The organism is Geodermatophilus sp. SYSU D01036 (assembly GCF_054050435.1).
Genome location: NZ_JBJGZJ010000002.1, coordinates 354,704 through 376,782 on the forward strand (window position 1 = coordinate 354,704; position 22,079 = coordinate 376,782).

Sequence of the window (22,079 nt, forward strand, 5' to 3'; positions counted from 1 at the left end):
CCGTGGCCAACCGCGCCCTGCCGGCGCGCCGCTACTTCGGCGCGCTGGTCCTGATCGTGGCCGTCATGTACGGCCTGATCTTCCTCACCGGCTCCGACCGCACCCCCCAGCTCGGCCTGGACCTGCGCGGCGGGACCACGGTCACGCTGACCGCGCGCACGCCCGACGGGCAGGCGCCCGCGCCCGAGGACCTCGAGCTCGCCCGCCAGATCATCGAGCAGCGGGTCAACGGCCTCGGCGTCGCCGAGGCCGAGGTGGTCACCGAGGGCGACGCGAACATCGTCATCTCGGTGCCCGGCGACGACGGCGAGCAGGCCCGCGAGCTGGGCCAGACCGCCCAGCTGCGGTTCCGCCCGGTGGTGACCGGCCCCGAGGCGGCCGCCCCCGCCGAGAGCACCGACTCCGCCACGCCGAGCGACTCCGCCGCGCCCACCGACGGCGCGACGCCGACGGACAGCGCGGCCCCCACGGACAGCGCGGCCCCCACCGACAGCGCGGCGCCGACCGACGCGGCCACCCCGACCGACGCCGCGACGACGGACTCCGCGACCCCGAGCGACGGCGCGGTGAGCGACCCCGCGCTCGACCAGGACCGCCCGGCGGTGACCCAGGAGGAGGCCGCGGCGCGGTACGCGACGCTGACCTGCGCCCCCGAGGACACCACCAGCGAGGTCGCCCGCCCGGACGACTACGTCGCGGCCTGCAGCGAGGACGGCACCCAGAAGTACCTGCTCGGCCCCACGGTCATCGAGGGCACCGAGATCGCCGACGCCAGCGCCGGCACGCAGCAGACCACCGGCGAGTGGGTCGTGCTGCTGGACTTCAACTCCGAGGGCCGCGCCACCTGGGCGGAGTACACCGCCGCCAACGTCGGCACCAACGTCGCCTTCACCCTCGACGGCCGGGTCGTGTCCGCGCCCACCATCCAGGGCGCGATCAACGGCCAGACGACGATCACCGGCTCGTTCGACCAGCAGAGCGCCGAGGAGCTGGCCAACCAGCTGCGCTACGGCGCGCTGCCGCTGACCTTCACCCAGGCCACCGCCCAGTCGATCTCCACCGAGCTCGGCGCCGAGCAGCTGCAGGCGGGCCTGATCGCCGGCGCCATCGGCATCGCGCTGGTGTTCGTCTACGCGCTGGTCTACTACCGGCTGCTCGGCCTGGTGATGATCGCCAGCCTCATCCTGTCGGCGGTCGTCGTCTACGCGAGCCTGGTGCTGCTCGGCCGCGAGATCGGCTTCACGCTGAGCCTCGCCGGCATCGCCGGGTTCATCGTGGCCATCGGCATCACCGCTGACTCGTTCGTCGTCTACTTCGAACGGCTCAAGGACGAGATCCGCGAGGGCCGGACGCTGCGCTCGGCGGTGCCGCGCGCCTGGGTCCGCGCCCGCCGCACGATCCTCTCGGCCGACGCGGTCAGCTTCCTCGCCGCGGCGATCCTCTACTGGCTGGCCATCGGCGACGTGAAGGGCTTCGCGTTCACCCTCGGCCTGTCCACGGTCCTGGACCTGGTCGTCGTCTTCCTCTTCACCCACCCGCTGATGGCCGTGCTCGCCCGGTTCCGGTCGTTCGGGTCGAGCCGGTTCTCCGGCCTCGGCCAGGTCGACCGGTCGCTGCGCTCGGCGGCCCCGTCCGTCCGCGCCGAGCGCGAGCTGGTCGGCGCCGCGGCGGGCACCCGTGCGTCGCAGGACAGGAGCAGGGCATGAGCCGCGAGCAGGACACCCCGGTGCCGGTGGGCACCGAGGCCGACGAGGCCCGCGCGGCCGACGCGTCGGCCGCCGAGGACGCCGCCGCGGCGGCCGACGACGCCGCGCTCGCCGACGCCGGCCTGCCCGCGGAGGGCAGCGCGACCCGCCGTCCCGAGCACCGGGCCTCCCTGGCGCACCGGCTCTACAACGGCGAGGCCGGCCTCGACGTCGTGGGCCGCAGCCGGCTGATCTACAAGGTCACCGCGGTGATCGTGCTGGTCTGCATCGCCTCGATGGTGTTCCGCGGCTTCAACTTCGGCATCGACTTCGCCGGTGGCAACAGCTTCCGGGTGCCGGGCGGCACCGAGCAGCTGGAGCAGGTGCGCGAGGCCGCCACCGACGCCGGCGCCGACGTCGCCTCGGCCCAGGTGGTCGGCGGCGACGAGATCCTGCTGCGCACCGGCGCGCTGGACAACGACGGCGAGCGGGCGGTCGTCGAGGCGGTGGCCGGCGCCGCCGGCGTGGACGCGGGCGCCGTCAGCCCCGAGTCGGTGAGCGCCGAGTGGGGCCAGGACATCACCGACCAGGCGCTCATCGCGCTCGCGGTGTTCCTCGCCGCGGTCATCGCGTTCCTGGCCGTCCGGTTCCAGCCGAAGATGGCCGTCGGCGCCATCGCCGCGCTGCTGCACGACCTCGTGGTCACCGCCGGCGTCTACTCGCTGATCGGCTTCGAGGTGACGCCCTCGACGATCATCGGCCTGCTGACCATCCTCGGGTTCTCCCTCTACGACACCGTCGTCGTCTTCGACAAGGTCGACGAGAACACCCGCGGCCTGGCGCAGACCGCGCGCATGACCTGGGGCGAGGCGGCCAACCTCGCGGTCAACCAGACCCTCATGCGCTCGATCAACACCTCGGTGATCGCGCTGCTGCCGGTGGCCGGGCTGCTGTTCGTCGGCGCGGGCCTGCTCGGCGTCGGCACGCTCAAGGACCTCGCGCTGGTGCTGTTCGTCGGTCTCGCCGCGGGCGCCTACTCGTCGATCTTCCTGGCCACGCCGATCGTCGCCGACCTCAAGGAGCGCGAGCCCGAGGTCGTCGCGCTGCGCAAGCGGGTGCTCGCCCGCCGGTCGGCCGCCGCCCGCCAGGGCGCCCGCGCCTCGGCCGGGCCGGTCGCCAGCGCCCGCCGGGCCCGCGGCGGCGCCGCCCGGGGCGGGGTGGCCCTCGCCGAGCGGGACGCCGGGGCGCTGGGCCCGGCGGAGGCCGACGTCGTCGTCGAGTCGCCGGCCTCGGTCGGTCCCGACGCCGGCCGGCCGCGCGGCGCCACCGCGGCGCCGCGCCCGGGCGTCCGGCCGCAGCGGCCGGGCGGGACGAAGAAGCGCCGGTGAGCACCGCCGAGGCGCTGCCGCCCCTCGACGAGCTCATCGCCTCCCTGACCGTCGACGTCCCGGACTTCCCCGAGCCGGGAGTCGTGTTCCGCGACCTCACGCCGGTCTTCGCCGACGGCCCGGCCTTCCGCCGCATGGTGGAGGGCCTGGCCGAGCCGGTGCTCGCGGACCCGCGCGCGGCGGCGGTCGCGCACACCGACGACGGCCGCCCCGGCGACCCGGGCTTCGACGTCGTGGTCGGCGTCGAGGCCCGCGGGTTCCTCCTGGCCGCGGCGGTCGCGCTGCACGCCGGCGTCGGCGTCGTGCCGGTGCGCAAGGCCGGCAAGCTGCCCCGGGAGCGGATCGCCGCGGACTACGTGCTCGAGTACGGCACCGCGACCGTCGAGATGCACACCGACTCGCTGCACCCCGGGCAGCGGGTGCTGCTGGTCGACGACGTGCTCGCCACCGGCGGCACGCTGGCGGCCTCCGTCGCGCTGGTCGAGGAGCTCGGCGGCGTGGTGACGGCGGTGTCGGTGGTCGTCGAGCTCGCCGCCCTGGGCGGCCGCGAGCGGCTCGCCCCGCACGCCGTGCACACCCTCTGGACCACCTGAGGAGGAGCCCCGGCCCGGCGCGGCCGCGCCCCTGGCGCCCGCGGCTAGCATGGTGCTGGTCGTTCCTCCTCTGCTCCCGCAGGAGTCGCCGTGGCACCCGACGCGCCCGCCACCCGCGTGGCTGGCGCGCGGCCCGAGGAGGACCCCGCCCCGCCGCAGGACGAGCGCGCTCCGCTGCCGTCCCGGCCGCTGGTCCGCCGTCCCGACGACGTCGGCAGCGAGCCGCCGGAGGAGGGCGCCCCCGCCCGCCCCCGCCGGGTGCGCGACCGGCTGGCCCGCCGCATCGTCGCGGGCCAGCGCAGCGAGGTCCGCCCGGTGCTCGAGCCGCTGGCCGCGCTGCACCGGCAGAGCCACCCCAAGGCCGACCTCGGGCTGCTGCAGCGGGCCTACGACGTCGCCGAGGCCGCCCACGCCACCCAGAGGCGCAAGAGCGGCGACCCCTACATCACCCACCCGCTGGCCGTGGCCACCGTGCTCGCCGGGCTCGGGATGGACACCACGACGCTGGTCGCCGCGCTGCTGCACGACACCGTCGAGGACACCGGCAAGACCCTCGAGGCGATCAGCGCGGACTTCGGCCCCGAGGTCGCCCACCTCGTCGACGGCGTCACCAAGATCGACAAGGTGAAGCTGGGCGACGCCGCCCAGGCCGAGACGATCCGCAAGATGATCGTCGCGATGGCCCGCGACCCGCGGGTGCTGGTCATCAAGCTCGCCGACCGGCTGCACAACATGCGCACGCTGCGCTTCCTCCCGCCGGAGAAGCAGGAGAAGAAGGCGCGCGAGACGCTGGAGATCCTCGCCCCGCTGGCCCACCGGCTGGGCATGAACACGATCAAGTGGGAGCTCGAGGACCTCGCGTTCGCCACGCTCTACCCCAAGCGCTACGACGAGATCGTCCGGCTGGTGGCCGAGCGGGCGCCGTCGCGCGACACCTACCTGGCCGAGGTGACCGCGGCGGTCACCGAGCAGCTCAAGGCCGCCGGCATCCAGGCCGTCGTCACCGGCCGGCCCAAGCACTACTACTCGATCTACCAGAAGATGATCGTCCGCGGCCGGGACTTCACCGACATCTGGGACCTCGTCGGCATCCGGATCCTGGTCGACACCGTCCGCGACTGCTACGCGGCGCTGGGCATCATGCACGCGCACTGGCAGCCGGTGCCCGGGCGCTTCAAGGACTTCGTCGCGATGCCGAAGTTCAACATGTACCAGTCGCTGCACACGACGGTGATCGGGCCGCAGGGCAAGCCGGTCGAGCTGCAGATCCGCACGCACGACATGCACCGCACCGCCGAGTACGGCATCGCCGCGCACTGGAAGTACAAGGAGAAGGCGCGGCAGGGCGGCAAGCCCGGCCCCGGCGAGTTCGGCGCCTCGAAGGTCGGTACGCCCGACGACATGCTGTGGCTGCGCCAGCTGCTCGACTGGCAGCGCGAGGCCCAGGAACCCGGCGAGTTCCTCGAGACCCTGCGCTACGACCTCGGTCCGCAGGAGGTCTTCGTCTTCACGCCCAAGGGCGACGTCATGAGCCTGCCCGGCGGGTCGACGCCGGTGGACTTCGCCTACGCGGTGCACACCGAGGTCGGCCACCGCTGCATCGGCGCCCGGGTCAACGGCACGCTGGTCAGCCTGGACAGCAAGCTGTCCAACGGCGACGTCGTCGAGATCTTCACCTCCCGCTCGCCCACGGCCGGCCCCTCGAAGGACTGGCTGTCCTTCGTCGGCTCCTCCCGCGCGCGGACCAAGATCCGCCAGTGGTTCACCAAGGAGCGCCGCGACGACGCCGTCGAGGCCGGCAAGGAGGCCCTGACCCGGGCCATGCGCAAGGCCGGCCTGCCGCTGCAGCGGCTGCTCGGCGGCGAGGCACTGGTCACGCTGGCCAAGGACCTCCGCTACGCCGACGTCACGGCGCTGTACGCGGCGGTGGGGGAGAACCAGATCTCCGCGGCGTCGGTGGTCGACAAGCTGATCACCGCGCTCGGCGGCGCCGAGGGCGCGGTCGAGGACATCGCCGAGACCGCGATCCCCACCCGGCGGCCGCTGCACCGGCGCCCGGCCAGCGGCGACCCCGGGATCGTCGTCCACGGGATGAGCGACGTCTGGGCCAAGCTCGCCAAGTGCTGCACCCCGGTGCCCGGCGACGACGTGCTCGGCTTCGTCACCCGCGGCGGCGGGGTGAGCGTGCACCGCACCGACTGCACCAACGCCGCGGACCTGCGGCGCAAGAGCGAGCGGCTGGTCGAGGTCGAGTGGGCCAGCCAGCCCGGCTCGGTGTTCCTCGTCTCGATCCAGGTCGAGGCGCTGGACCGGCACCGGCTGCTGTCCGACGTCACCAAGGCGCTGGCCGACGAGCGGGTCAACATCCTCTCGGCGTCGGTGCAGACCAGCCGGGACCGGGTGGCGGTCAGCCGGTTCACCTTCGAGCTGGCCGACCCCGCGCACCTCGGCGCGGTGCTGCAGACGGTGCGCAACGTCGAGGGCGTCTTCGACGTCGAGCGCGTCACCGCCTGAGCGCCACCACCGCGTGGAGCGGGTCCCCGGCGCCGGGCGGGGTGCGCAGCGACACCTCCGGCTCGCTGAACAGCCCGGTGCGCCGGACCAGCTCCGCGACCAGCGCGCCGTGCTGCTCGTCGGTGGTGGCCAGCCAGCCGTGCACGGCCTTGGTGGGGAAGCAGCGGTTCGAGAAGGTGACCGCCAGCGGCCCGCCCGCACGCAGCACCCGCCCGGCCTCGGCGAGCACCTCGATCGGCCGGGTCAGGTAGTCGATCGACACGCAGCACACCACGGCGTCGACGTCGGCGTCCGGCAGCGGCAGCCGCGGATCGGCGTTGAGGTCCTGCACGACCCGCTCGGTGGCCGCGGGGTTGGCGGCGAGCTCGCGGGCGTTCAGGCCGAGCACCACCAGCTCCGCCGGCGGGGTGCGGAAGTGCGAGACCCACGAGGACATGAGGTCCAGCACCCGGCGGGGGACCGGCGCCGCGCCGTCGATGCCGAGCTGGGCGTAGAGGTCGCCGACCGCGGCGACCGCGGCGTCGTCGATGTGGGTGACCAGCCGCGGCGGGCCGTAGAACTCCGCGTCGGGCCGCTCGTCGTCGCGCGCGAAGAACCCGGGCGGGAACCCCGCGTAGGCATCAGGTCGGGCGGTCACCGCCACGAGTGTGCCCTTCGGCCCCGTCCCGGGCCCCGCCCCGAGCTCGCGAGGGGTGGGGAGGACGGGGTCCTTCGTCCACTAGCCGACGGGCGCCATCGAGGTGACCGTCACCGGGACGGTCGGGGCGCCGCCGCCGGGGGAGGGGTCCAGCGAGCCGTCGTTGCCGTTGGCCGCGACGACGTCGAGGACGGCCAGGCCGCCGTCGTCGACCCTGCCCACGACGGTGTAGTCCGGCGGCAGCGAGCTGTCGCCCCACACGAGGAAGAACTGGCTGCCGTCGAGGCCCTGCCCGCTGTTGGCCATCGCCACCGTGCCGCGGGGGTAGGTCTCGTCGCCGTCGACGTCGGTGGGGAAGGCGTAGGTGGGCCCGCCGGCGCCGGTGCCGGTCGGGTCGCCGCACTGCAGCACCTGCAGGCCCTCGCTGTCGACCTCGCGGTGGCAGGAGGAGCCGTCGAAGAAGCCCCGGGCGGCCAGGTGGAGCATGCTCGCCGCCGCGCACGGGGCGCCGGCCCGGTCCAGGGTGAGCACGAGCTCGCCCAGGCTGGTCGTCATCCGCAGCGCCGCGGTGCCCTCGGCGGGCACCTCGTCGTCGGGCGGGGCGACCTCCACGGCGTAGGGGTTGCCGGAGCGGGCGGCCACCCACTCGCAGGCCACGGTCGCGGCGCCCGCGCCGCCGCCGGCGGCGTCGCCGGTCCCGTCGGGGACCGGCGACGCCGAGCCGGGGACCGTGCTCGTGCAGGCCGACAGCGCCAGCAGCGCGCCGGTGAGACCGGCGCCCGCCCGCGCCGGCCTCACGCGACGACGGTCATCGAGGTGATGGTCACCGGGAGGTTCGGCGCGCCGCCGCCGGGGCTGGGCTCGAAGGAGCCGTCGTTGCCCGCCGCGGCGATCGTGTCGAGCACCGCGAGACCGGCCTCGTCGACGGTGCCGACCGCGGTGTAGTCCGGCGGCAGGTCGGTGTCGACGAAGCACAGGAAGAACTGGCTGCCCGTGGAGCCGGGCGTGCCGCTGTTGGCCATGGCGATCGTGCCGCGCGGGTAGGTCGTCTCCGGCGTGACCTCCTCGGCGAACTTGTAGGCCGGGCCGCCGGAGCCGGTGCCGGTCGGGTCGCCGCACTGCAGGACGCCGAAGGTCGGCTGGTTGACCTCGCGGTGGCAGGTGCTGCCGTCGAAGAACTGCTGCGAGGCGAGGAAGGCGAAGCTCGCCGCGGCGCACGGGGCCTTCGCGCGGTCCAGCGTCAGGGGGACGTCGCCCTGGTCGGTGCTCATGAGCAGCTGCACCGTGCCGCTGGCCGGGGTGGAGGCCGGGTCCGGCGGGGTGCCGACGTCGGTCAGGTTCGGGTTGCCGGACGTGTCGGGCGCGTACGTGCAGGTGACGGTGCCGTCGGCGTTGGTGACCGCCGGGGCCGCGGTGGCCTCGCTGCCCTCGGTGGCGGCGGCCGAGCTGCTGCTGGCGGCGGCCCGGGCGCTGTCGTCGTCGTCCCCGCCGAGCCCGGCCACCAGGGCCACCGCCCCGGCGACGAGCACGACGGCCATCACGGTCACCACGACGAGCAGGTTGCGGCGGCGCTTGCGGGCGAGCTCGGCGCGCCGCTCGAGCTGGCGCTGCAGGCGACGCTGGGCGGCAACCCGCCGCTGCTTGTTGGTCGGCACGGGTCGGGACACTCCTCGGACGGACGGGACGTTCCGCGGGGTCCGGATCCGGCCTCGGCCGCGCTCCGCGGTCTCCCCGCTGGTCGATCCGCGAGTGTAGGTGCCGCTCCTGTGGACCCTCGGTTGCCGGACCGGAGCGGCCCCGATCCCCCGCGTAACCTGCACGGGTGCTCATCCGCTCGTTCCCGGCCGGCGCCTTCGGCACCAACTGCTACGCCGTCGCCCCCGGGCCCGGCCAGGAGTGCGTCGTCGTCGATCCGGGCATGGACGCGGTGGAGCCGCTGGCCCGGGTGCTCGCCGACGACGGCCTCAAGCCGGTCGCCGTCGTCCTGACCCACGGCCACCTCGACCACACCTTCTCCGTGCTGCCCGTCTGCGAGGGCTACGACATCCCGGCCTACCTGCACCCCGACGACTCGGGCATGCTCGCCGACCCCGCGCGCTGGCACGGCCCGGCCCTGGCGCCGCTGATCACCGGCGTCCGGCTGCCCGACCCCACCGAGGTCAAGCCGCTCGCCGACGGCGCCGTGCTCTCGCTGGCCGGCGTCGAGCTGACCGTCCGCCACGCGCCCGGCCACACGCAGGGCTCGGTGGTCTTCTCCCTCGACCTCGGCAGTGAGTTCGGCGGGGCCCCCGGGCTGCTGGCCGGCGACGTGCTGTTCGCCGGGTCGGTCGGCCGGGTGGACCTGCCCGGCGGCTCCTGGGAGGCCATGCTCACCTCGCTGCGCGAGGTGGTCCTGCCGCTGGACGACGAGACCGTCGTGCTGCCCGGCCACGGCCCGGCGACGACGATCGGACGCGAGCGGGCGACCAACCCGTACCTGGCCGAGGCCGCGAGCGCACCGAAGGGACGGGGTCTGTGACGGGGCTGTCCGCGCCCAAGGGGACCTTCGACGTCCTCCCGCCGGACTCGGCGCGCTTCCTCGCCGTCCGCGAGACGCTCACCGCGCCGCTGCGGCGGGCCGGCTACGGCTACGTCGAGACGCCGGTGTTCGAGGAGACCGCGGTGTTCTCCCGCGGCGTGGGGGAGTCCACCGACGTCGTGACGAAGGAGATGTACACCTTCGACGACCGCGGCGGCCGCTCGCTCACGCTGCGCCCCGAGCTCACCGCCGGGCTCGTGCGGGCGTTCATCGAGCACCGGCTGCACACCGGCCCGCTGCCGGTGAAGCTGTGGACGGTCGGCTCGGCGTTCCGCTACGAGCGCCCGCAGGCCGGCCGCTACCGGCACTTCACGCAGGTCGACATGGAGGCGCTCGGCGTCGACGACCCCGCGCTGGACGCCGAGGTCGTGGCGCTGGGCGTGCAGGGCTTCCGCGACCTCGGGCTCACCGACTTCGAGCTGCTGCTCACCTCGCTCGGCGACTCGACCTGCCGGCCGCAGTACCGCGAGCTGCTCGTCGCCCACCTGGAGAAGCTCGACCTCGACGAGGAGACCCGGCGCCGGGCGGAGATCAACCCGCTCCGCGTGCTCGACGACAAGCGGCCCGAGGTGCAGGCCCAGCTCGACGACGCCCCGCTGATGGTCGACCACCTGTCGGACTCCACGAAGGCGCACTACGACGCCGTCCGCCAGCACCTCACCGACCTCGGCGTCACCTGGACCGAGGCGCCCCGGCTGGTGCGCGGGCTGGACTACTACACGAAGACGACGTTCGAGTTCGTGCACCACGGGCTGGGCGCGCAGTCGGCGATCGGCGGCGGCGGCCGCTACGACGGCCTGTCCGCGGCGCTCGGCGGCCCGGACGTGAGCGGCATCGGCTACGCCGTCGGCGTCGACCGGACGCTGCTGGCCGTGCAGGCCGAGGGGCTCGACGTCGCCGCCGCCCCCGGCGTGCAGGCGTTCGTCGTGCCGCTGGGCGCCGAGGCCAAGCGGCTGGCGGTCCGGCTGGTCGGGCAGCTGCGCGAGGCCGGCGTGTCCGCGGACACCGTCTACGGCGACCGCGGGCTCAAGGGCGCGATGAAGGCCGCCGACCGGTCGGGTGCCTCGCACGCGGTCGTCGTCGGCGAGCGGGACCTGGCCGAGGGCGTCGGCCAGCTGAAGGACCTGCGCACGGGGGAGCAGCGCGCCGTCCCCGTGGGTGACCTGTTCGAGGCGCTGAGAGCTGCGGCTGCTACGGGAGTGAGCGAGTGATGGAGACCCGACCCCTCGGACGGACCGGCGCGGAGGTCGGCGTCGTCGGCCTGGGCACGTGGCAGCTGGGCGGTGACTGGGGCGACGTCGACGAGGAGACCGCGGGCGGGGTCCTCGACGCCGCCCTCGACGCCGGCGTGACGCTGCTCGACACCGCCGACGTCTACGGCGACGGCCGCAGCGAGGAGCGCATCCGCAAGGCGCTGGCCACCCGGTCGGAGCGGCCGTTCGTGGCCACCAAGGCCGGTCGCCGCGCCGACCCGTTCGAGGCGGCGCAGTACACCCCGGAGAACCTGCGGGCCTGGATCGACCGGTCGCGGCGCAACCTCGGCGTCGACACCCTCGACCTGGTGCAGCTGCACTGCCCGCCGACCGCGGTCTACTCCGACCAGCGGGTGTACGACGCGCTCGACTCCTTCGTCGAGGACGGCGCGATCGCGGCCTACGGCGTCTCGGTGGAGACCGTCGCCGAGGGGCTGACCGCGCTCGAGCACCCCGGCGTGGCGAGCATCCAGGTGATCCTCAACGTCTTCCGCCGCAAGCCGCTGGAGGAGCTGCTCCCGGCCGCCCAGCGCGCCGGCGTCGGCATCCTGGCGCGGGTGCCGCTGGCCAGCGGCCTGCTGTCGGGGAAGTACGACGAGTCGACGACGTTCGGCGCCGACGACCACCGCAACTACAACCGCCAGGGCGAGGCCTTCGACGTCGGCGAGACCTTCGCCGGCGTGCCCTACGAGGTCGGCGTGGCCGCCGCGCGGGAGTTCACCGCGATCTGCGGCGACCGGGTGCCCGCCCAGGTGGCGCTGCGCTGGGTGGTCCAGCAGCCCGGCGTCACCTGCGTCATCCCCGGCGCCCGCTCGGTGGAGCAGGTGCGGTCGAACGTCGCCGCCGCCGGACTCGCGCCGCTGACCGACGCCGAGCTCGCCGACCTCGAGCGGCTCTACGACGAGCGCATCCGGCAGCACGTGCACGACCGCTGGTGACACACCCCTTATCCGAGAGGCCCTGAAGTGCTCCGCACCCACGACGCCGGCACGCTGCGCGCGTCCGACGCCGGTTCCACCGTCACCCTCGCCGGCTGGGTGGCCCGCCGGCGCGACCACGGTGGCGTCGTCTTCGTCGACCTGCGCGACGCCTCGGGCTACGTCCAGGTCGTCGTCCGCGAGGAGGAGGCGCACGCCCTCCGCAACGAGTTCTGCGTGCTGGTGACCGGGGAGGTCCGGCAGCGGCCGGCAGGCAACGAGAACCCCGAGCTGCCCACCGGCGAGGTCGAGGTGGCCGCCGTCGAGCTGCGCGTGCTGTCGCCGGCGGCGCCGCTGCCGTTCCCGATCGAGACCGACCAGGCCGCCTCGGACGACGTCCGCTACAGGTACCGCTACCTCGACCTGCGCCGGCAGGGCCCGGCCCGGATCCTGCGGCTGCGCAGCGAGGTCAACCGGATCGCCCGCGGCGTCATGGCCGGCCACGGCTTCACCGAGGTGGAGACGCCGGACCTCACCCGCTCCACGCCCGAGGGCGCGCGCGACTTCCTCGTGCCGGTGCGGCTGCAGCCGGGCAAGTGGTACGCCCTGCCGCAGTCGCCGCAGCTGTTCAAGCAGCTGCTGATGATCGGCGGGCTGGAGCGCTACTACCAGATCGCCCGCTGCTTCCGGGACGAGGACTTCCGCGCCGACCGGCAGCCGGAGTTCACCCAGCTCGACTTCGAGATGAGCTTCGTCGAGCGCGACGACGTCCTGGCCGTGGTCGAGGACGTCGTCCGCGCGCTGTGGCGGGAGCTCGCCTCCTACGACGTCCCCGAGATCCCGCGGATGACCTACCGCGAGGCGATGGACCGGTTCGGGTCGGACAAGCCCGACCTGCGCTTCGGCATCGAGCTCACCGAGCTGACCGAGTTCTTCGCCGACACGCCGTTCCGGGTGTTCCAGGCGCCCTACGTGGGCGCGGTGGTCATGCCCGGCGGCGGCTCGCAGCCGCGGCGCGCGTTCGACGCCTGGCAGGACTGGGCCCGCTCGCGCGGCTACCGCGGCCTGGCCTACGTGACCGTCGCCGAGGACGGCACGCTGGGCGGCCCGGTGGCCAAGAACGTCTCCGACGCCGAGCGCGCGGGGCTGGTCGAGGCCGTGGGCGCGCAGCCGGGCGACTGCGTGTTCTTCGCTGCGGGCCCGCGCCGGTCCTCGCAGGAACTGCTGGGTGCGGCGCGCAACGAGATCGCCAAGCGGCTGGAGCTCATCGAGCCGGGCTCGTGGTCGTTCCTGTTCGTCGTCGACTTCCCGATGTTCGAGGAGACCGAGGACGGCGACTGGACGTTCATGCACCACCCGTTCACCTCGCCCACCCCGGAGTGGCGGGAGCGGTTCGCCGAGGACAAGGCGAACGCGCTGTCCGACGCCTACGACCTGGTCGTCAACGGCAACGAGCTGGCCAGCGGGTCGGTCCGGATCGCGGACCCGGAGCTGCAGGAGCGGGTGTTCGAGACCCTCGGCATGTCCCGCGAGGAGGCCCGCGAGCGGTTCGGGTTCTTCCTCGAGGCGTTCGCCTACGGCCCGCCGCCGCACGCCGGCGCCGCGCTCGGCTGGGACCGGCTGACCGCGCTGCTGGCCGGTGTCGACTCGATCCGCGAGGTCATCGCGTTCCCGAAGACCGGCGCCGGCTACGACCCGCTGACCGGCGCGCCGACGCCGATCACCGACGCGCAGCGCAAGGAGGCGGGCATCGACGCCGTCGCCGACGAGCCCGCGCTGCCCGGCGAGCCCGGCGCCCCGGGGCCGAGCGACCCGACGAGGTGAGGGCCCGGCCGGGCCGGCTGCTCAGCCGGCCCGGTCGGCCACCTCGGGCGGCCAGACGACGCGGAAGCGCTCGAACACGACCTCGAGCGCGTCGTCCCAGGCCTGCCCGCGGGCTGCCTGCGTGCGGGTGAAGTAGCGCCGGTGGCCCTCGAGCCAGCTCGCGCGGGTGCGGTCGCCCTCGCCCTCGTCGAGGGCGAAGCCGTCGTCGACGCTGTCGAGCCGGCCGACGCGCAGCTCGGTGCTGCGCAGGACCGCGCGCGGACGGCCCTCGCCGTCGCAGGCGATCCAGTGCCCGCCGATGCGGGGCAGCGGCTCGTCCGCCTGCGCGAAGTCGGCGACCAGGCCCGCGGTGGCCCGCTTGGTGCCGGCGAGCACCAGCCCGATCAGCTCGTCGGCGAGCGCGCGGCTGTCGCCGAAGCGCTCGACGGGCGGCTCGTCCTCGGGCGGGCCGCCGGCCGGGCGGCTCGCCGTGTACGCCGCCCACATCGCGGCGGCCTCCTCGCGGCGCGGCGCGGCTGGTGCGTCGTCGGTGGTCCGGTCGTGGCTGCTCACCGGCCCATCCTCGGGGCCCCGGCCCGTGGGGTGTCGGGGAGCGGTCGCGGGAGGCCGGTCCTAGGGTGCGGCGCATGCCGCTGCGCGCCCGCACCCTGCTCGGTCCCGGCCCCTCCAACCCCTACCCGGAGGCGACGGTCGCCCTCGGGCAGCCGCTGCTCGGCCACCTCGACCCGGTGTTCCTGGGCGTCCTCGACGAGACCTCCGACCGGCTGCGCACCGTGTTCGGCACGGCCAACCGGCGCACGCTGCCGCTGTCGGCCACGGGGTCGGCGGGGATGGAGGCGGCGTTCGTCAACACCGTGGGGCCGGGCGACGTCGTCGTCGTGGCGGTCAACGGGCTGTTCGGCGAGCGGATGGTCGACGTCGCGTCGCGGTGCGGCGCCGAGGTGGTGCGCGTGGACCACGAGTGGGGCACCCCCGTGGACGCCTCCCGTGTCCTGGAGGCGCACCCGTCGCCGAAGCTGATCGCCGCCGTCCACGCGGAGACCTCGACCGGCGTGCTGTCGGACCTGGAGCCGCTCGCGGCCGGCAAGGGCGACGCGCTGCTGCTCGCCGACTGCGTGACCTCGCTGGGCGGCATCCCGGTGCGGCTGGACGACTGGGGCGTGGACCTCGCCTACTCCGGCTCGCAGAAGTGCCTCGGCGTCGCGCCCGGGCTGGCACCGTTCACCATCTCCGACCGGGCGTGGGAGCGGCGGGTCGAGGAGCCGCGCAGCTGGTACCTCGACCTCGGCATGCTCGGCGGCTACGCGGGGGAGGCGGCCGGGTCGGGTGGCCGCACCTACCACCACACCGCGCCGACCGGGATGGTCGTGTCGCTGCACGCCGGGCTCGGCCGGATCCTCGACGAGGGCCTGGACGCGGTGCACGCCCGGCACGCCGAGGCCGGCCGGCTGCTGCACGAGGGCCTGCAGGAGATGGGCCTGGAGCTGTTCGCCGCGGAGGGACACCGGCTGCCGGAGCTCACCACCGTGCGGGTGCCCGACGGCGTCGACTCCGCGGCCGTGCGCAAGGAGCTGCTCGAGCGCTACGACCTGGAGATCGGCGGCGGCGTCGGTGCCCACGCGGCCACGGTCTGGCGGATCGGGCTGATGGGCCACAACGCCCGCCCGGACACGGTCGCCCTCGTGCTCGCCGCGCTGCGCGAGGTCCTGGGCCGCTGAGCACCGCCCGCGAGTCGATCACGGGGTGCGTGCACGGCCGCGCGGCGTGTCGGCGCGTGTCGCGTGCACGCATCCGATGATCACGACGGCGCGGTGCCGGGACGCCAGCCGCGGCTGACCAGCGCGCCGCGGGACCGCGCGATCACCACGGCCGGCCCGGACAGGTGCCGTCCGGCGAACCGCAGCACGAGCCAGCCGTGGGCCGCCATGAGCGAGTAGCGGTCCACGTCGCGCCCGAACTGGCCGGTGTCGGCGTGCTGCCGGCCCTCGTACTCGACGGCCACCCGGTAGCGGCGCCAGCCGAGGTCGGCGTGCGCCACCACCCGGCCCCCGCGGTCGTGCACCGGCAGCTGGGGCTGGGGTGCGGGCAGGTCGCTGGTCGCGAGCCAGTACCGCAGCAGGCTCTCGGGACGGGACGCGGCCCGGCCGTCGAGCAGGGCGGCGCACTCGCGCGCCCGCACGACGCCGCGCACCCGGTCGGCGCGGCGGAGGCGCGCGTCGAGCGACTCGGGCGTCAGGGCCCCGGTGCGCAGCAGCGCGTCGCCGACCGCGACCAGCTCGGCGGGAGGGAGGCCGGGCGCGAGGTCGAGGAGGGTCTGCGCGCCCGAGGTGACGCGCAGGCCACCCGAGACGACCACGTCCTCGCCCCGGAGCTGCCGCACCGCGACGACCAGCCCGCGCCGCTGCGGGAGGACCGGCCGCGGGCGCAGCACCACCTGGACCTCAGGTGGAGGGTCAGAGTGGGCGCCGAGCAGCACGGCGGCGCTCTCCAGCCCGAAGGCCGCGTCCGGCGGCAGCAGGCGGGTCCAGGCCGCACACCGGGCGCGGAAGGACCCCGCCTCCGCGTGCGAGAGGAAGAGGCCGCGGCTCAGTTCCTCGCCGCCCGCCGCGATCTGCCGTCGGGTGGCGCCGCGGGCCCGCGCGTCCTGCCACGTCCAGCTCGACCCGAGGTCCAGGGGTTCCACCCGGCCACCGTCGGGCGTGGCCGGCCGCGCCGGCCGACGCCCGTGTCATCTGTGGACGCCGCAGGCGGCTGTGTGTGTCAGCGGGTCGTCGTCCGTGACCATCGGATGCGTGCACGGGCGGGCGGCGTGTCCCGCGCGGTGTCGTGCACGCAGCCGGTGATCAACCCGGCGCGGACCCGTCCAGGCGGGCGAGCTGCTCGGGCGTCAGCTCCAGGTCGGCCGCGGCGGCGGAGTCCTGGACGGACGCCGGCCGCGAGGCGCCGGGGATGGGGACCACGACGTCGGCCTGGGCGAGGTGCCAGGCCAGCGTCACCCGGTACACCGACACGCCCAGCTCGGACGCGACCTCCGCGAAGGCCGGCGCGGTGGCCGACAGCGACCCGGCCGCGGTGACGCCGCCGAACGGGCTCCACGGCAGGAACGCCAGCCCGTGCGCCGCGCAGTGCTCGACCTCGCCGGCCGAGAAGCGCCACCCCGGCGAGAACTGGTTCTGCACGGCCGCGAGCGCCGGCCCCACGATCGAGCGGGCGACGTCGATCTGCGCGACGTCGGCGTTGGAGATGCCGACCATCTGCACCAGGCCGTCGTCGGCGAGCTGCCGCAGCGCGCCCATCGACTCCTCCCACGGCGTGTCCGGGTCGGGCCGGTGGTACTGGTACAGCCCGATCGCGTCCACGCCCAGGCGGCGCAGCGAGGCCTCGCACGCCTTCCGCAGGTACGCCGGCGAGCCGTCGAGCTCCCAGTCGGTGCCCCGCCGGGTGTGCCCGCCCTTGGTGGCCACCAGCACGTCGCCCGCGCCCGGCCCGTAGGACGCCAGCGCCTCGGCCACGAGCGTCTCGTTGTGCCCGAACTCGGCCTCGTCGCGAGCGTAGGCGTCGGCGGTGTCGACCAGGGTCACGCCGGCGTCCAGGGCCGCGTGGACGACGGCGACCGCCTCCTCGCGGCCCGGCCGGTCGGTCTTGGTCGACAGGGGCATGGCCCCCAGGCCGATCGCGCCGACGGTGCGGTCTCCGATGCGTCGCTGGTGCACGGGGCTGTCGTGCCCCGCGGGTAGCGTCGCTACCCGTGACGTCCTTGTTCGACGAGCCGGCGGAGGTCACCGGCGACGCCGTCGACCCGGGTGCGCCGCTGGCGGTGCGCATGCGCCCGCGCTCCCTCGACGAGGTCGTCGGCCAGGCCCACCTGCTCGGCCCGCGGGCGCCGCTGCGCCGCCTGGTCGAGGCCGACGAGCCGATGTCGCTGGTCCTCTACGGCCCGCCCGGCACCGGCAAGACGACGCTGGCGCACGTCATCTCGCTGGCCACCAAGCGGCAGTTCGTGCAGCTGTCCGCGCTGGACGCCGGCGTCAAGGAGGTCCGCGCGGTCATCACCGCGGCCAAGCGCGAGCTCACCTACGCCGGCCGGCGCACCGTGCTGTTCATCGACGAGGTGCACCGGTTCTCCAAGACCCAGCAGGACTCGCTGCTGTCGGCCGTCGAGGACCGCATCGTCAGCCTGATCGCCGCGACCACCGAGAACCCGTTCTTCTCCGTCGTCAGCCCGCTGCTGTCCCGCAGCCTCGTGCTCGCGTTGCAGCCGCTGTCCGACGACGACGTCCGCACGCTGCTGCACCGGGCGCTCACCAGCGACCGCGGGCTCGGCGGCGGACTCACCCTGAGCGCCGAGGCCGAGGAGCACCTCGTCCGCGTCGCCGGCGGCGACGGGCGCAAGGCGCTGACCGCGCTGGAGTCCGGGGCGGGCGCCGCGCGGGCCGCGGGTGCGGCCGAGATCGACCTGGCCACCCTGGAGACCGCCGTCGCGCAGGCCGCGGTGCGCTACGACCGCCAGGGCGACATGCACTACGACGTCGCCAGCGCGCTGATCAAGTCGATCCGCGGCAGCGACGTCGACGCCGCGCTGCACTACCTCGCCCGCATGGTCGTGGCGGGGGAGGACCCGCGGTTCATCGCCCGCCGGCTGGTCATCTCCGCCAGCGAGGACATCGGCATGGCCGACCCGACGGCGCTGCAGACCGCGGTCGCCGCCGCGCAGGCGGTCCAGCTCATCGGCATGCCCGAGGGGCACTTCCCGCTGGCGCACGCCGTCGTCCACCTGGCCACCGCGCCGAAGTCGAACGCGGTGACGGTGGCGATCGGCGAGTCGGTGGCCGACGTCCGCGCGGGCCTGGGCGGGCCGGTCCCGGCCGGCCTGCGCGACGCCCACTACGCCGGGGCCAAGAAGCTGGGCCACGGCTCGACCTACGTCTACCCGCACGACGCGCCCGACGGGATCGTGCCGCAGCAGTACCCGCCCGACGGGCTGGTCGGCCGGGACTACTACCGGCCCACGCCCCGTGGCGTGGAGGCCGGCATCGGCGCCCGCCTGGGCAAGCTCCGGGCGATCGTCCGCCGGCACCCGCGGGAGAGCCGCGGCGCGGAGCGGGCCGGCCGCGGCGCCTGACGGGCCGGCGTCGTCCGGCGCACCGGAGGGGCGCCGGAGACCGCGACTACTGTGGCCACGCCGGTCGTTGCCGACCACGCCGGCCGCCGACGGAGAAGAGGAGACGCCGCGTGTCCGCAGGAGAGTGGGCCGGACTGATCGCCGCCCTGGCGCTGGTGCTGCTGGTGCTGCTGCTGGCCGTCCCGCTGCTGAAGCTGGGGCGCACGCTGGACGAGGCCACGCTGACCATCCGGCAGACCCGGGAGGAGAGCCGGCCGATCCTCACCCAGGCGCAGACGACGATCGCCCAGGTCAACAGCAACCTCGAGCGGGTCGACGACATCACCGGCAACGCGGCCAACGTGTCGAGCAACGTCGCGGCGCTGACCAGCGTCGTCGCCGCCACCGTGGGCAGCCCGCTGATCAAGGTCGCCGCGTTCAGCTACGGCGTCCGCAGCGCGACCCGCAAGCGCCGCGAGGGCCAGGCGATCGCCGAGGCCGCCGCCCGTGACAAGGCCGAGCGCCGCGCGCGCCGCGCCGCCCGGCGGGCCGCCTGATGCGCCGGCTGTTCTGGCTGGCGATGGGCATCACCATCGGCGCCCTCGTCGTCCGCAAGCTGTCCCGCGCCGCCGAGAGGATGACGCCCGCCGGCATCGGCGCCTCGATCGCCGAGGGGCTGCGCGACCTCGCCGACGCGATCGGCGAGTTCGGCGCCGACGTGCGCGCCGCGGCCGCCGTGCGCGAGGAGGAGCTGCGCTCGGGCACCGGGCTCGACGCGCCGCTGCCGGAGCGCGACGCGACCCAGCTCCAGCTCCCCGGGCGGCGCGGCGCCCACGCCGCCGACCGCTGAGCACCCACCCCGCGGGGGCCGCCCCCGCCCCGAGGACCGAGTAGGCCATGCAGACCGCCGAGATCCGCCGCCGCTTCCTGCAGCACTTCGAGCAGCGCGGCCACACCGTCGTCCCCAGCGCCTCGCTGGTGTCGCCGGACCCCTCCCTGCTGTTCACCGTCGCCGGCATGGTGCCGTTCATCCCGTACCTGACCGGCCGGGAGCCCGCGCCGTTCCCGCGGGCCACCAGCGTGCAGAAGTGCGTGCGCACCCTCGACATCGAGGAGGTGGGCAAGACCACCCGCCACGGCACGTTCTTCCAGATGAACGGCAACTTCTCCTTCGGGGACTACTTCAAGGAGGGGGCGATCCAGCACGCCTGGGACCTGGTCACCGGGCGGGTGGAGGACGGCGGGCTGGGCTTCGACCCCGACCGCATCTGGGTGACGGTCTACCTCGACGACGACGAGGCCGCCGAGGCCTGGCACCGCATCGCGGGCCTGCCTGAGGACCGCATCCAGCGGCTGGGCAAGAAGGACAACTACTGGCACACCGGCGCCGACGGCCCCGGCGGTCCGTGCTCGGAGATCTACTACGACCGCGGTCCCGAGTTCGGCCCCGACGGCGGCCCGCTGGTGGACACCGCCGGTGACCGGTTCCTGGAGATCTGGAACCTCGTCTTCATGCAGTACGAGCTCACCGACGTCCGGAGCAAGGAGGACTTCCGGATCGTCGGCGAGCTGCCGAAGAAGAACATCGACACCGGCATGGGCCTGGAGCGGGTGGCCTTCCTGCTGCAGGGCGTCGACAACATGTACGAGATCGACGAGGTGGCGCCGGTGCTGCGCCGCGCCGCCGACCTCGCCGGCGTCACCTACGGCAAGGACCACGACGCCGACGTCCGGCTGCGCGTGGTCGCCGACCACGTCCGCAGCGGCCTGATGCTCATCGGCGACGGCGTCACCCCCGGCAACGAGGGCCGCGGCTACATCCTGCGCCGGCTGCTGCGCCGCGCGGTCCGCTCGATGCGGCTGCTCGGCGTCGACGCCGCCACGCTGCCCGAGCTGCTGCCGGTCTCCCGCGACGCGATGGGCGCGAGCTACCCCGAGCTGGTCGCCGACTTCGACCGCATCTCCGCCGTCGCCTACGCCGAGGAGGAGGCGTTCCGGCGCACCCTCACCTCGGGCACCGCGCTGTTCGACACCGCCGTCGCGCAGGCCAAGGCCGCCGGGACGCCGTCGCTGTCCGGCGAGCAGGCGTTCTCCCTGCACGACACCTACGGCTTCCCGATCGACGTCACCCTCGAGATGGCCGCCGAGCAGGGCGTGACCGTCGACGAGGAGGGCTTCCGCGCGCTCATGCAGCAGCAGCGCGACCGGGCCCGCGCCGACGCCCGCGCCAAGCGCACCGGCTCGGTCGACGTCCTGGCCTACCGCCGCCTGCTGGCCGACCACGGCCCCACCGACTGGCGGGCCTACTCCACCCTGCGCACCGACTCCCGCGTGCTCGGCCTGGTCGCCGACCTCGCCGCGGAGGAGGGCGCCCCGGCCGCGCCGGCCGGGGCGGGCGAGGTCACCCGCGTGGTCCTGGACCGGACGCCGTTCTACGCCGAGTCCGGCGGCCAGGTCGCCGACGCCGGCACCCTGACCTGGGACGGCGGCCGCGCCGAGGTCCTCGACGTGCAGCGGCCGGTCAAGGGCCTGGTGGTGCACCAGGTCCGGGTGCTCGAGGGAGAGCTGGCCGAGGGCGCGGAGCTCACCGCCGAGGTGGACCGCGAGTGGCGGCTGTCAGCCTGCCAGGCGCACTCGGGCACGCACGTGGTGCACGCCGCGCTGCGCCAGGTGCTCGGCCCGCAGGCGCTGCAGTCGGGCTCCTACAACCGCCCCGGCTACCTGCGGCTGGACTTCGCCTGGCAGGGCGCGCTCACCCTGCAGCAGCGGCACGACATCGAGGACGTCGCCAACGCGGCCGTGCGCGCCGACCACCGGGTCACCGCCACCTACATGACGCTGCCCGAGGCCCAGGCGATCGGCGCGCTGGCGCTGTTCGGCGAGACCTACGGCGAGCAGGTGCGGGTCGTCGAGATCGGCGGCCCCTGGTCGCGGGAGCTGTGCGGTGGCACGCACGTCGCCGGCTCCGCGCAGATCGGCACGCTCGCGCTGACCGGCGAGTCGTCGGTCGGGTCGGGCGCGCGCCGCGTGGAGGCCGTCGTCGGCCTCGAGGGCTTCCGCTACCTGGCCCGCGAGCGCGACCTCGTGCGCCAGCTCGGCGAGCTGCTCAAGTCGCCCACCGACGGACTGGTGGACCGGGTCGGCGGCATCCTGTCCCGGCTGCGCGACGTCGAACGGGAGGTCGCCGACCTGCGCGCCCAGCAGACCCAGGCCGCGGCCGGTCAGCTGGCCGCGGGCGCGACCGACGTCGGCGGGGTCGCCGTCGTCACCGCGGCGCCGGCCGGCCTCTCCGGCGGTGACCTGCGCACCCTCGCCCTCGACGTCCGCGGGCGGCTCGGCGAGCGCCCCGGGGTCGTCTTGCTGGCCTCGGAGTCGGGGGGCAAGGTGGCTCTGGTCGCGGCACTGAACCCCGCCGCCCAGCAGCGCGGGCTGTCCGCCAGCGACGTGCTGCGTGCCGCGGCGGCCCCGGTCGGGGGCCGCGGTGGCGGCAAGCCCGACGTCGCCCAGGGCGGCGGCACGGACCCGGGCGGCATCCCCGCCGCCCTGCAGGCCGGCGAAGAGGCGGTCGCGACCGCCACAGGGAGGTGAG

General features: G+C 75.1%; 19 protein-coding genes. 13 read left to right on the plus strand and 6 right to left on the minus strand.

All coding sequences use genetic code 11. From position 1 onward, the window contains the following. Window positions 1–2 precede the first annotated feature (2 nt). From secD to ACI8AR_RS04170, 4 genes are all read left to right on the plus strand, one after another. The gene (gene secD / locus ACI8AR_RS04155; RefSeq protein ID WP_457049844.1) at window positions 3–1,706 is read left to right on the plus strand and encodes a protein translocase subunit SecD; all 1,704 of its coding nucleotides are present in this window, start codon (window positions 3–5) and stop codon (window positions 1,704–1,706) included. Continuing rightward, a complete protein-coding gene (gene secF / locus ACI8AR_RS04160; protein WP_457049845.1) occupies window positions 1,703–3,073 on the plus strand; it encodes a protein translocase subunit SecF in 1,371 nt (456 codons plus the stop codon). Before secD ends, secF begins: the two co-directional genes overlap by 4 nt. Next, window positions 3,070–3,666 carry an adenine phosphoribosyltransferase gene (locus ACI8AR_RS04165; protein WP_457049846.1) on the plus strand — a complete coding sequence of 199 codons (597 nt, stop codon included), beginning with the start codon at window positions 3,070–3,072 and terminating at the stop codon, window positions 3,664–3,666. Before secF ends, ACI8AR_RS04165 begins: the two co-directional genes overlap by 4 nt. Window positions 3,667–3,756: 90 nt before the next feature. Further along, window positions 3,757–6,180, plus strand: a complete 2,424-nt coding sequence (locus tag ACI8AR_RS04170; RefSeq protein WP_456939038.1) for a RelA/SpoT family protein — start codon at window positions 3,757–3,759, stop codon at window positions 6,178–6,180. On the opposite strand, the gene ACI8AR_RS04175 is transcribed toward ACI8AR_RS04170, so the two are convergent. The 3 genes from ACI8AR_RS04175 to ACI8AR_RS04185 all read right to left on the minus strand — a co-directional run bounded on the left by ACI8AR_RS04175 (window position 6,170) and on the right by ACI8AR_RS04185 (window position 8,472). Then, window positions 6,170–6,817: a class I SAM-dependent methyltransferase gene (locus tag ACI8AR_RS04175; protein WP_457049847.1), complete on the minus strand. Its 648-nt coding sequence runs from the start codon at window positions 6,815–6,817 to the stop codon at window positions 6,170–6,172. The two genes, ACI8AR_RS04170 and ACI8AR_RS04175, sit on opposite strands and share 11 nt — an antisense overlap. Window positions 6,818–6,898: 81 nt before the next feature. Next, the gene (locus ACI8AR_RS04180; protein WP_457049848.1) at window positions 6,899–7,615 is read right to left on the minus strand and encodes a peptidylprolyl isomerase; all 717 of its coding nucleotides are present in this window, start codon (window positions 7,613–7,615) and stop codon (window positions 6,899–6,901) included. Further along, the gene (locus tag ACI8AR_RS04185; protein ID WP_457049849.1) at window positions 7,612–8,472 is read right to left on the minus strand and encodes a peptidylprolyl isomerase; all 861 of its coding nucleotides are present in this window, start codon (window positions 8,470–8,472) and stop codon (window positions 7,612–7,614) included. Before ACI8AR_RS04185 ends, ACI8AR_RS04180 begins: the two co-directional genes overlap by 4 nt. Window positions 8,473–8,639: 167 nt before the next feature. Between ACI8AR_RS04185 and ACI8AR_RS04190 the strand changes: the two genes are divergently transcribed. The 4 genes from ACI8AR_RS04190 to aspS are packed head-to-tail and all read left to right on the plus strand — an operon-like array spanning window position 8,640 to window position 13,389. Further along, complete coding sequence (locus tag ACI8AR_RS04190; protein ID WP_457049850.1) at window positions 8,640–9,335, plus strand: MBL fold metallo-hydrolase; 696 nt, start codon at window positions 8,640–8,642, stop codon at window positions 9,333–9,335. Continuing rightward, on the plus strand, window positions 9,332–10,606 hold the full coding sequence (gene hisS, locus ACI8AR_RS04195; RefSeq protein WP_457049851.1) for a histidine--tRNA ligase: 1,275 nt from the start codon (window positions 9,332–9,334) through the stop codon (window positions 10,604–10,606). The genes ACI8AR_RS04190 and hisS overlap by 4 nt, the downstream gene beginning before the upstream one ends. Continuing rightward, window positions 10,606–11,586, plus strand: a complete 981-nt coding sequence (locus tag ACI8AR_RS04200; RefSeq protein WP_457049852.1) for an aldo/keto reductase — start codon at window positions 10,606–10,608, stop codon at window positions 11,584–11,586. The genes hisS and ACI8AR_RS04200 overlap by 1 nt, the downstream gene beginning before the upstream one ends. Before the next feature lie 27 nt (window positions 11,587–11,613). Next, window positions 11,614–13,389 (plus strand): aspartate--tRNA ligase, encoded by a 1,776-nt coding sequence (gene aspS, locus ACI8AR_RS04205; protein ID WP_457049853.1) that lies wholly within the window; start codon window positions 11,614–11,616, stop codon window positions 13,387–13,389. A gap of 21 nt (window positions 13,390–13,410) precedes the next feature. On the opposite strand, the gene ACI8AR_RS04210 is transcribed toward aspS, so the two are convergent. Continuing rightward, the gene (locus ACI8AR_RS04210; protein ID WP_457049854.1) at window positions 13,411–13,941 is read right to left on the minus strand and encodes an ASCH domain-containing protein; all 531 of its coding nucleotides are present in this window, start codon (window positions 13,939–13,941) and stop codon (window positions 13,411–13,413) included. 74 nt (window positions 13,942–14,015) lie between these two features. Here ACI8AR_RS04210 and ACI8AR_RS04215 point away from each other — a divergent pair, with 74 nt between their 5' ends. Beyond that, the gene (locus tag ACI8AR_RS04215; protein ID WP_457049855.1) at window positions 14,016–15,107 is read left to right on the plus strand and encodes a pyridoxal-phosphate-dependent aminotransferase family protein; all 1,092 of its coding nucleotides are present in this window, start codon (window positions 14,016–14,018) and stop codon (window positions 15,105–15,107) included. Window positions 15,108–15,187: 80 nt separating this feature from the next. On the opposite strand, the gene ACI8AR_RS04220 is transcribed toward ACI8AR_RS04215, so the two are convergent. Both ACI8AR_RS04220 and ACI8AR_RS04225 read right to left on the minus strand, forming a co-directional pair. Further along, window positions 15,188–16,072 (minus strand): hypothetical protein, encoded by an 885-nt coding sequence (locus ACI8AR_RS04220; protein WP_457049856.1) that lies wholly within the window; start codon window positions 16,070–16,072, stop codon window positions 15,188–15,190. A gap of 160 nt (window positions 16,073–16,232) precedes the next feature. Next, window positions 16,233–17,102 carry an aldo/keto reductase gene (locus ACI8AR_RS04225; RefSeq protein ID WP_457049857.1) on the minus strand — a complete coding sequence of 290 codons (870 nt, stop codon included), beginning with the start codon at window positions 17,100–17,102 and terminating at the stop codon, window positions 16,233–16,235. Window positions 17,103–17,137: 35 nt separating this feature from the next. Here ACI8AR_RS04225 and ACI8AR_RS04230 point away from each other — a divergent pair, with 35 nt between their 5' ends. From ACI8AR_RS04230 to alaS, 4 genes are all read left to right on the plus strand, one after another. Beyond that, window positions 17,138–18,511: a replication-associated recombination protein A gene (locus ACI8AR_RS04230; RefSeq protein ID WP_457049858.1), complete on the plus strand. Its 1,374-nt coding sequence runs from the start codon at window positions 17,138–17,140 to the stop codon at window positions 18,509–18,511. Window positions 18,512–18,621: 110 nt separating this feature from the next. Then, on the plus strand, window positions 18,622–19,047 hold the full coding sequence (locus tag ACI8AR_RS04235) for a DUF948 domain-containing protein (protein WP_387986799.1): 426 nt from the start codon (window positions 18,622–18,624) through the stop codon (window positions 19,045–19,047). Then, window positions 19,047–19,340 (plus strand): hypothetical protein, encoded by a 294-nt coding sequence (locus ACI8AR_RS04240; protein ID WP_457049859.1) that lies wholly within the window; start codon window positions 19,047–19,049, stop codon window positions 19,338–19,340. The genes ACI8AR_RS04235 and ACI8AR_RS04240 overlap by 1 nt, the downstream gene beginning before the upstream one ends. A gap of 47 nt (window positions 19,341–19,387) precedes the next feature. Next, a complete protein-coding gene (alaS, locus tag ACI8AR_RS04245; protein WP_457049860.1) occupies window positions 19,388–22,078 on the plus strand; it encodes an alanine--tRNA ligase in 2,691 nt (896 codons plus the stop codon). The last annotated feature ends 1 nt before the right edge of the window (window position 22,079 follow it).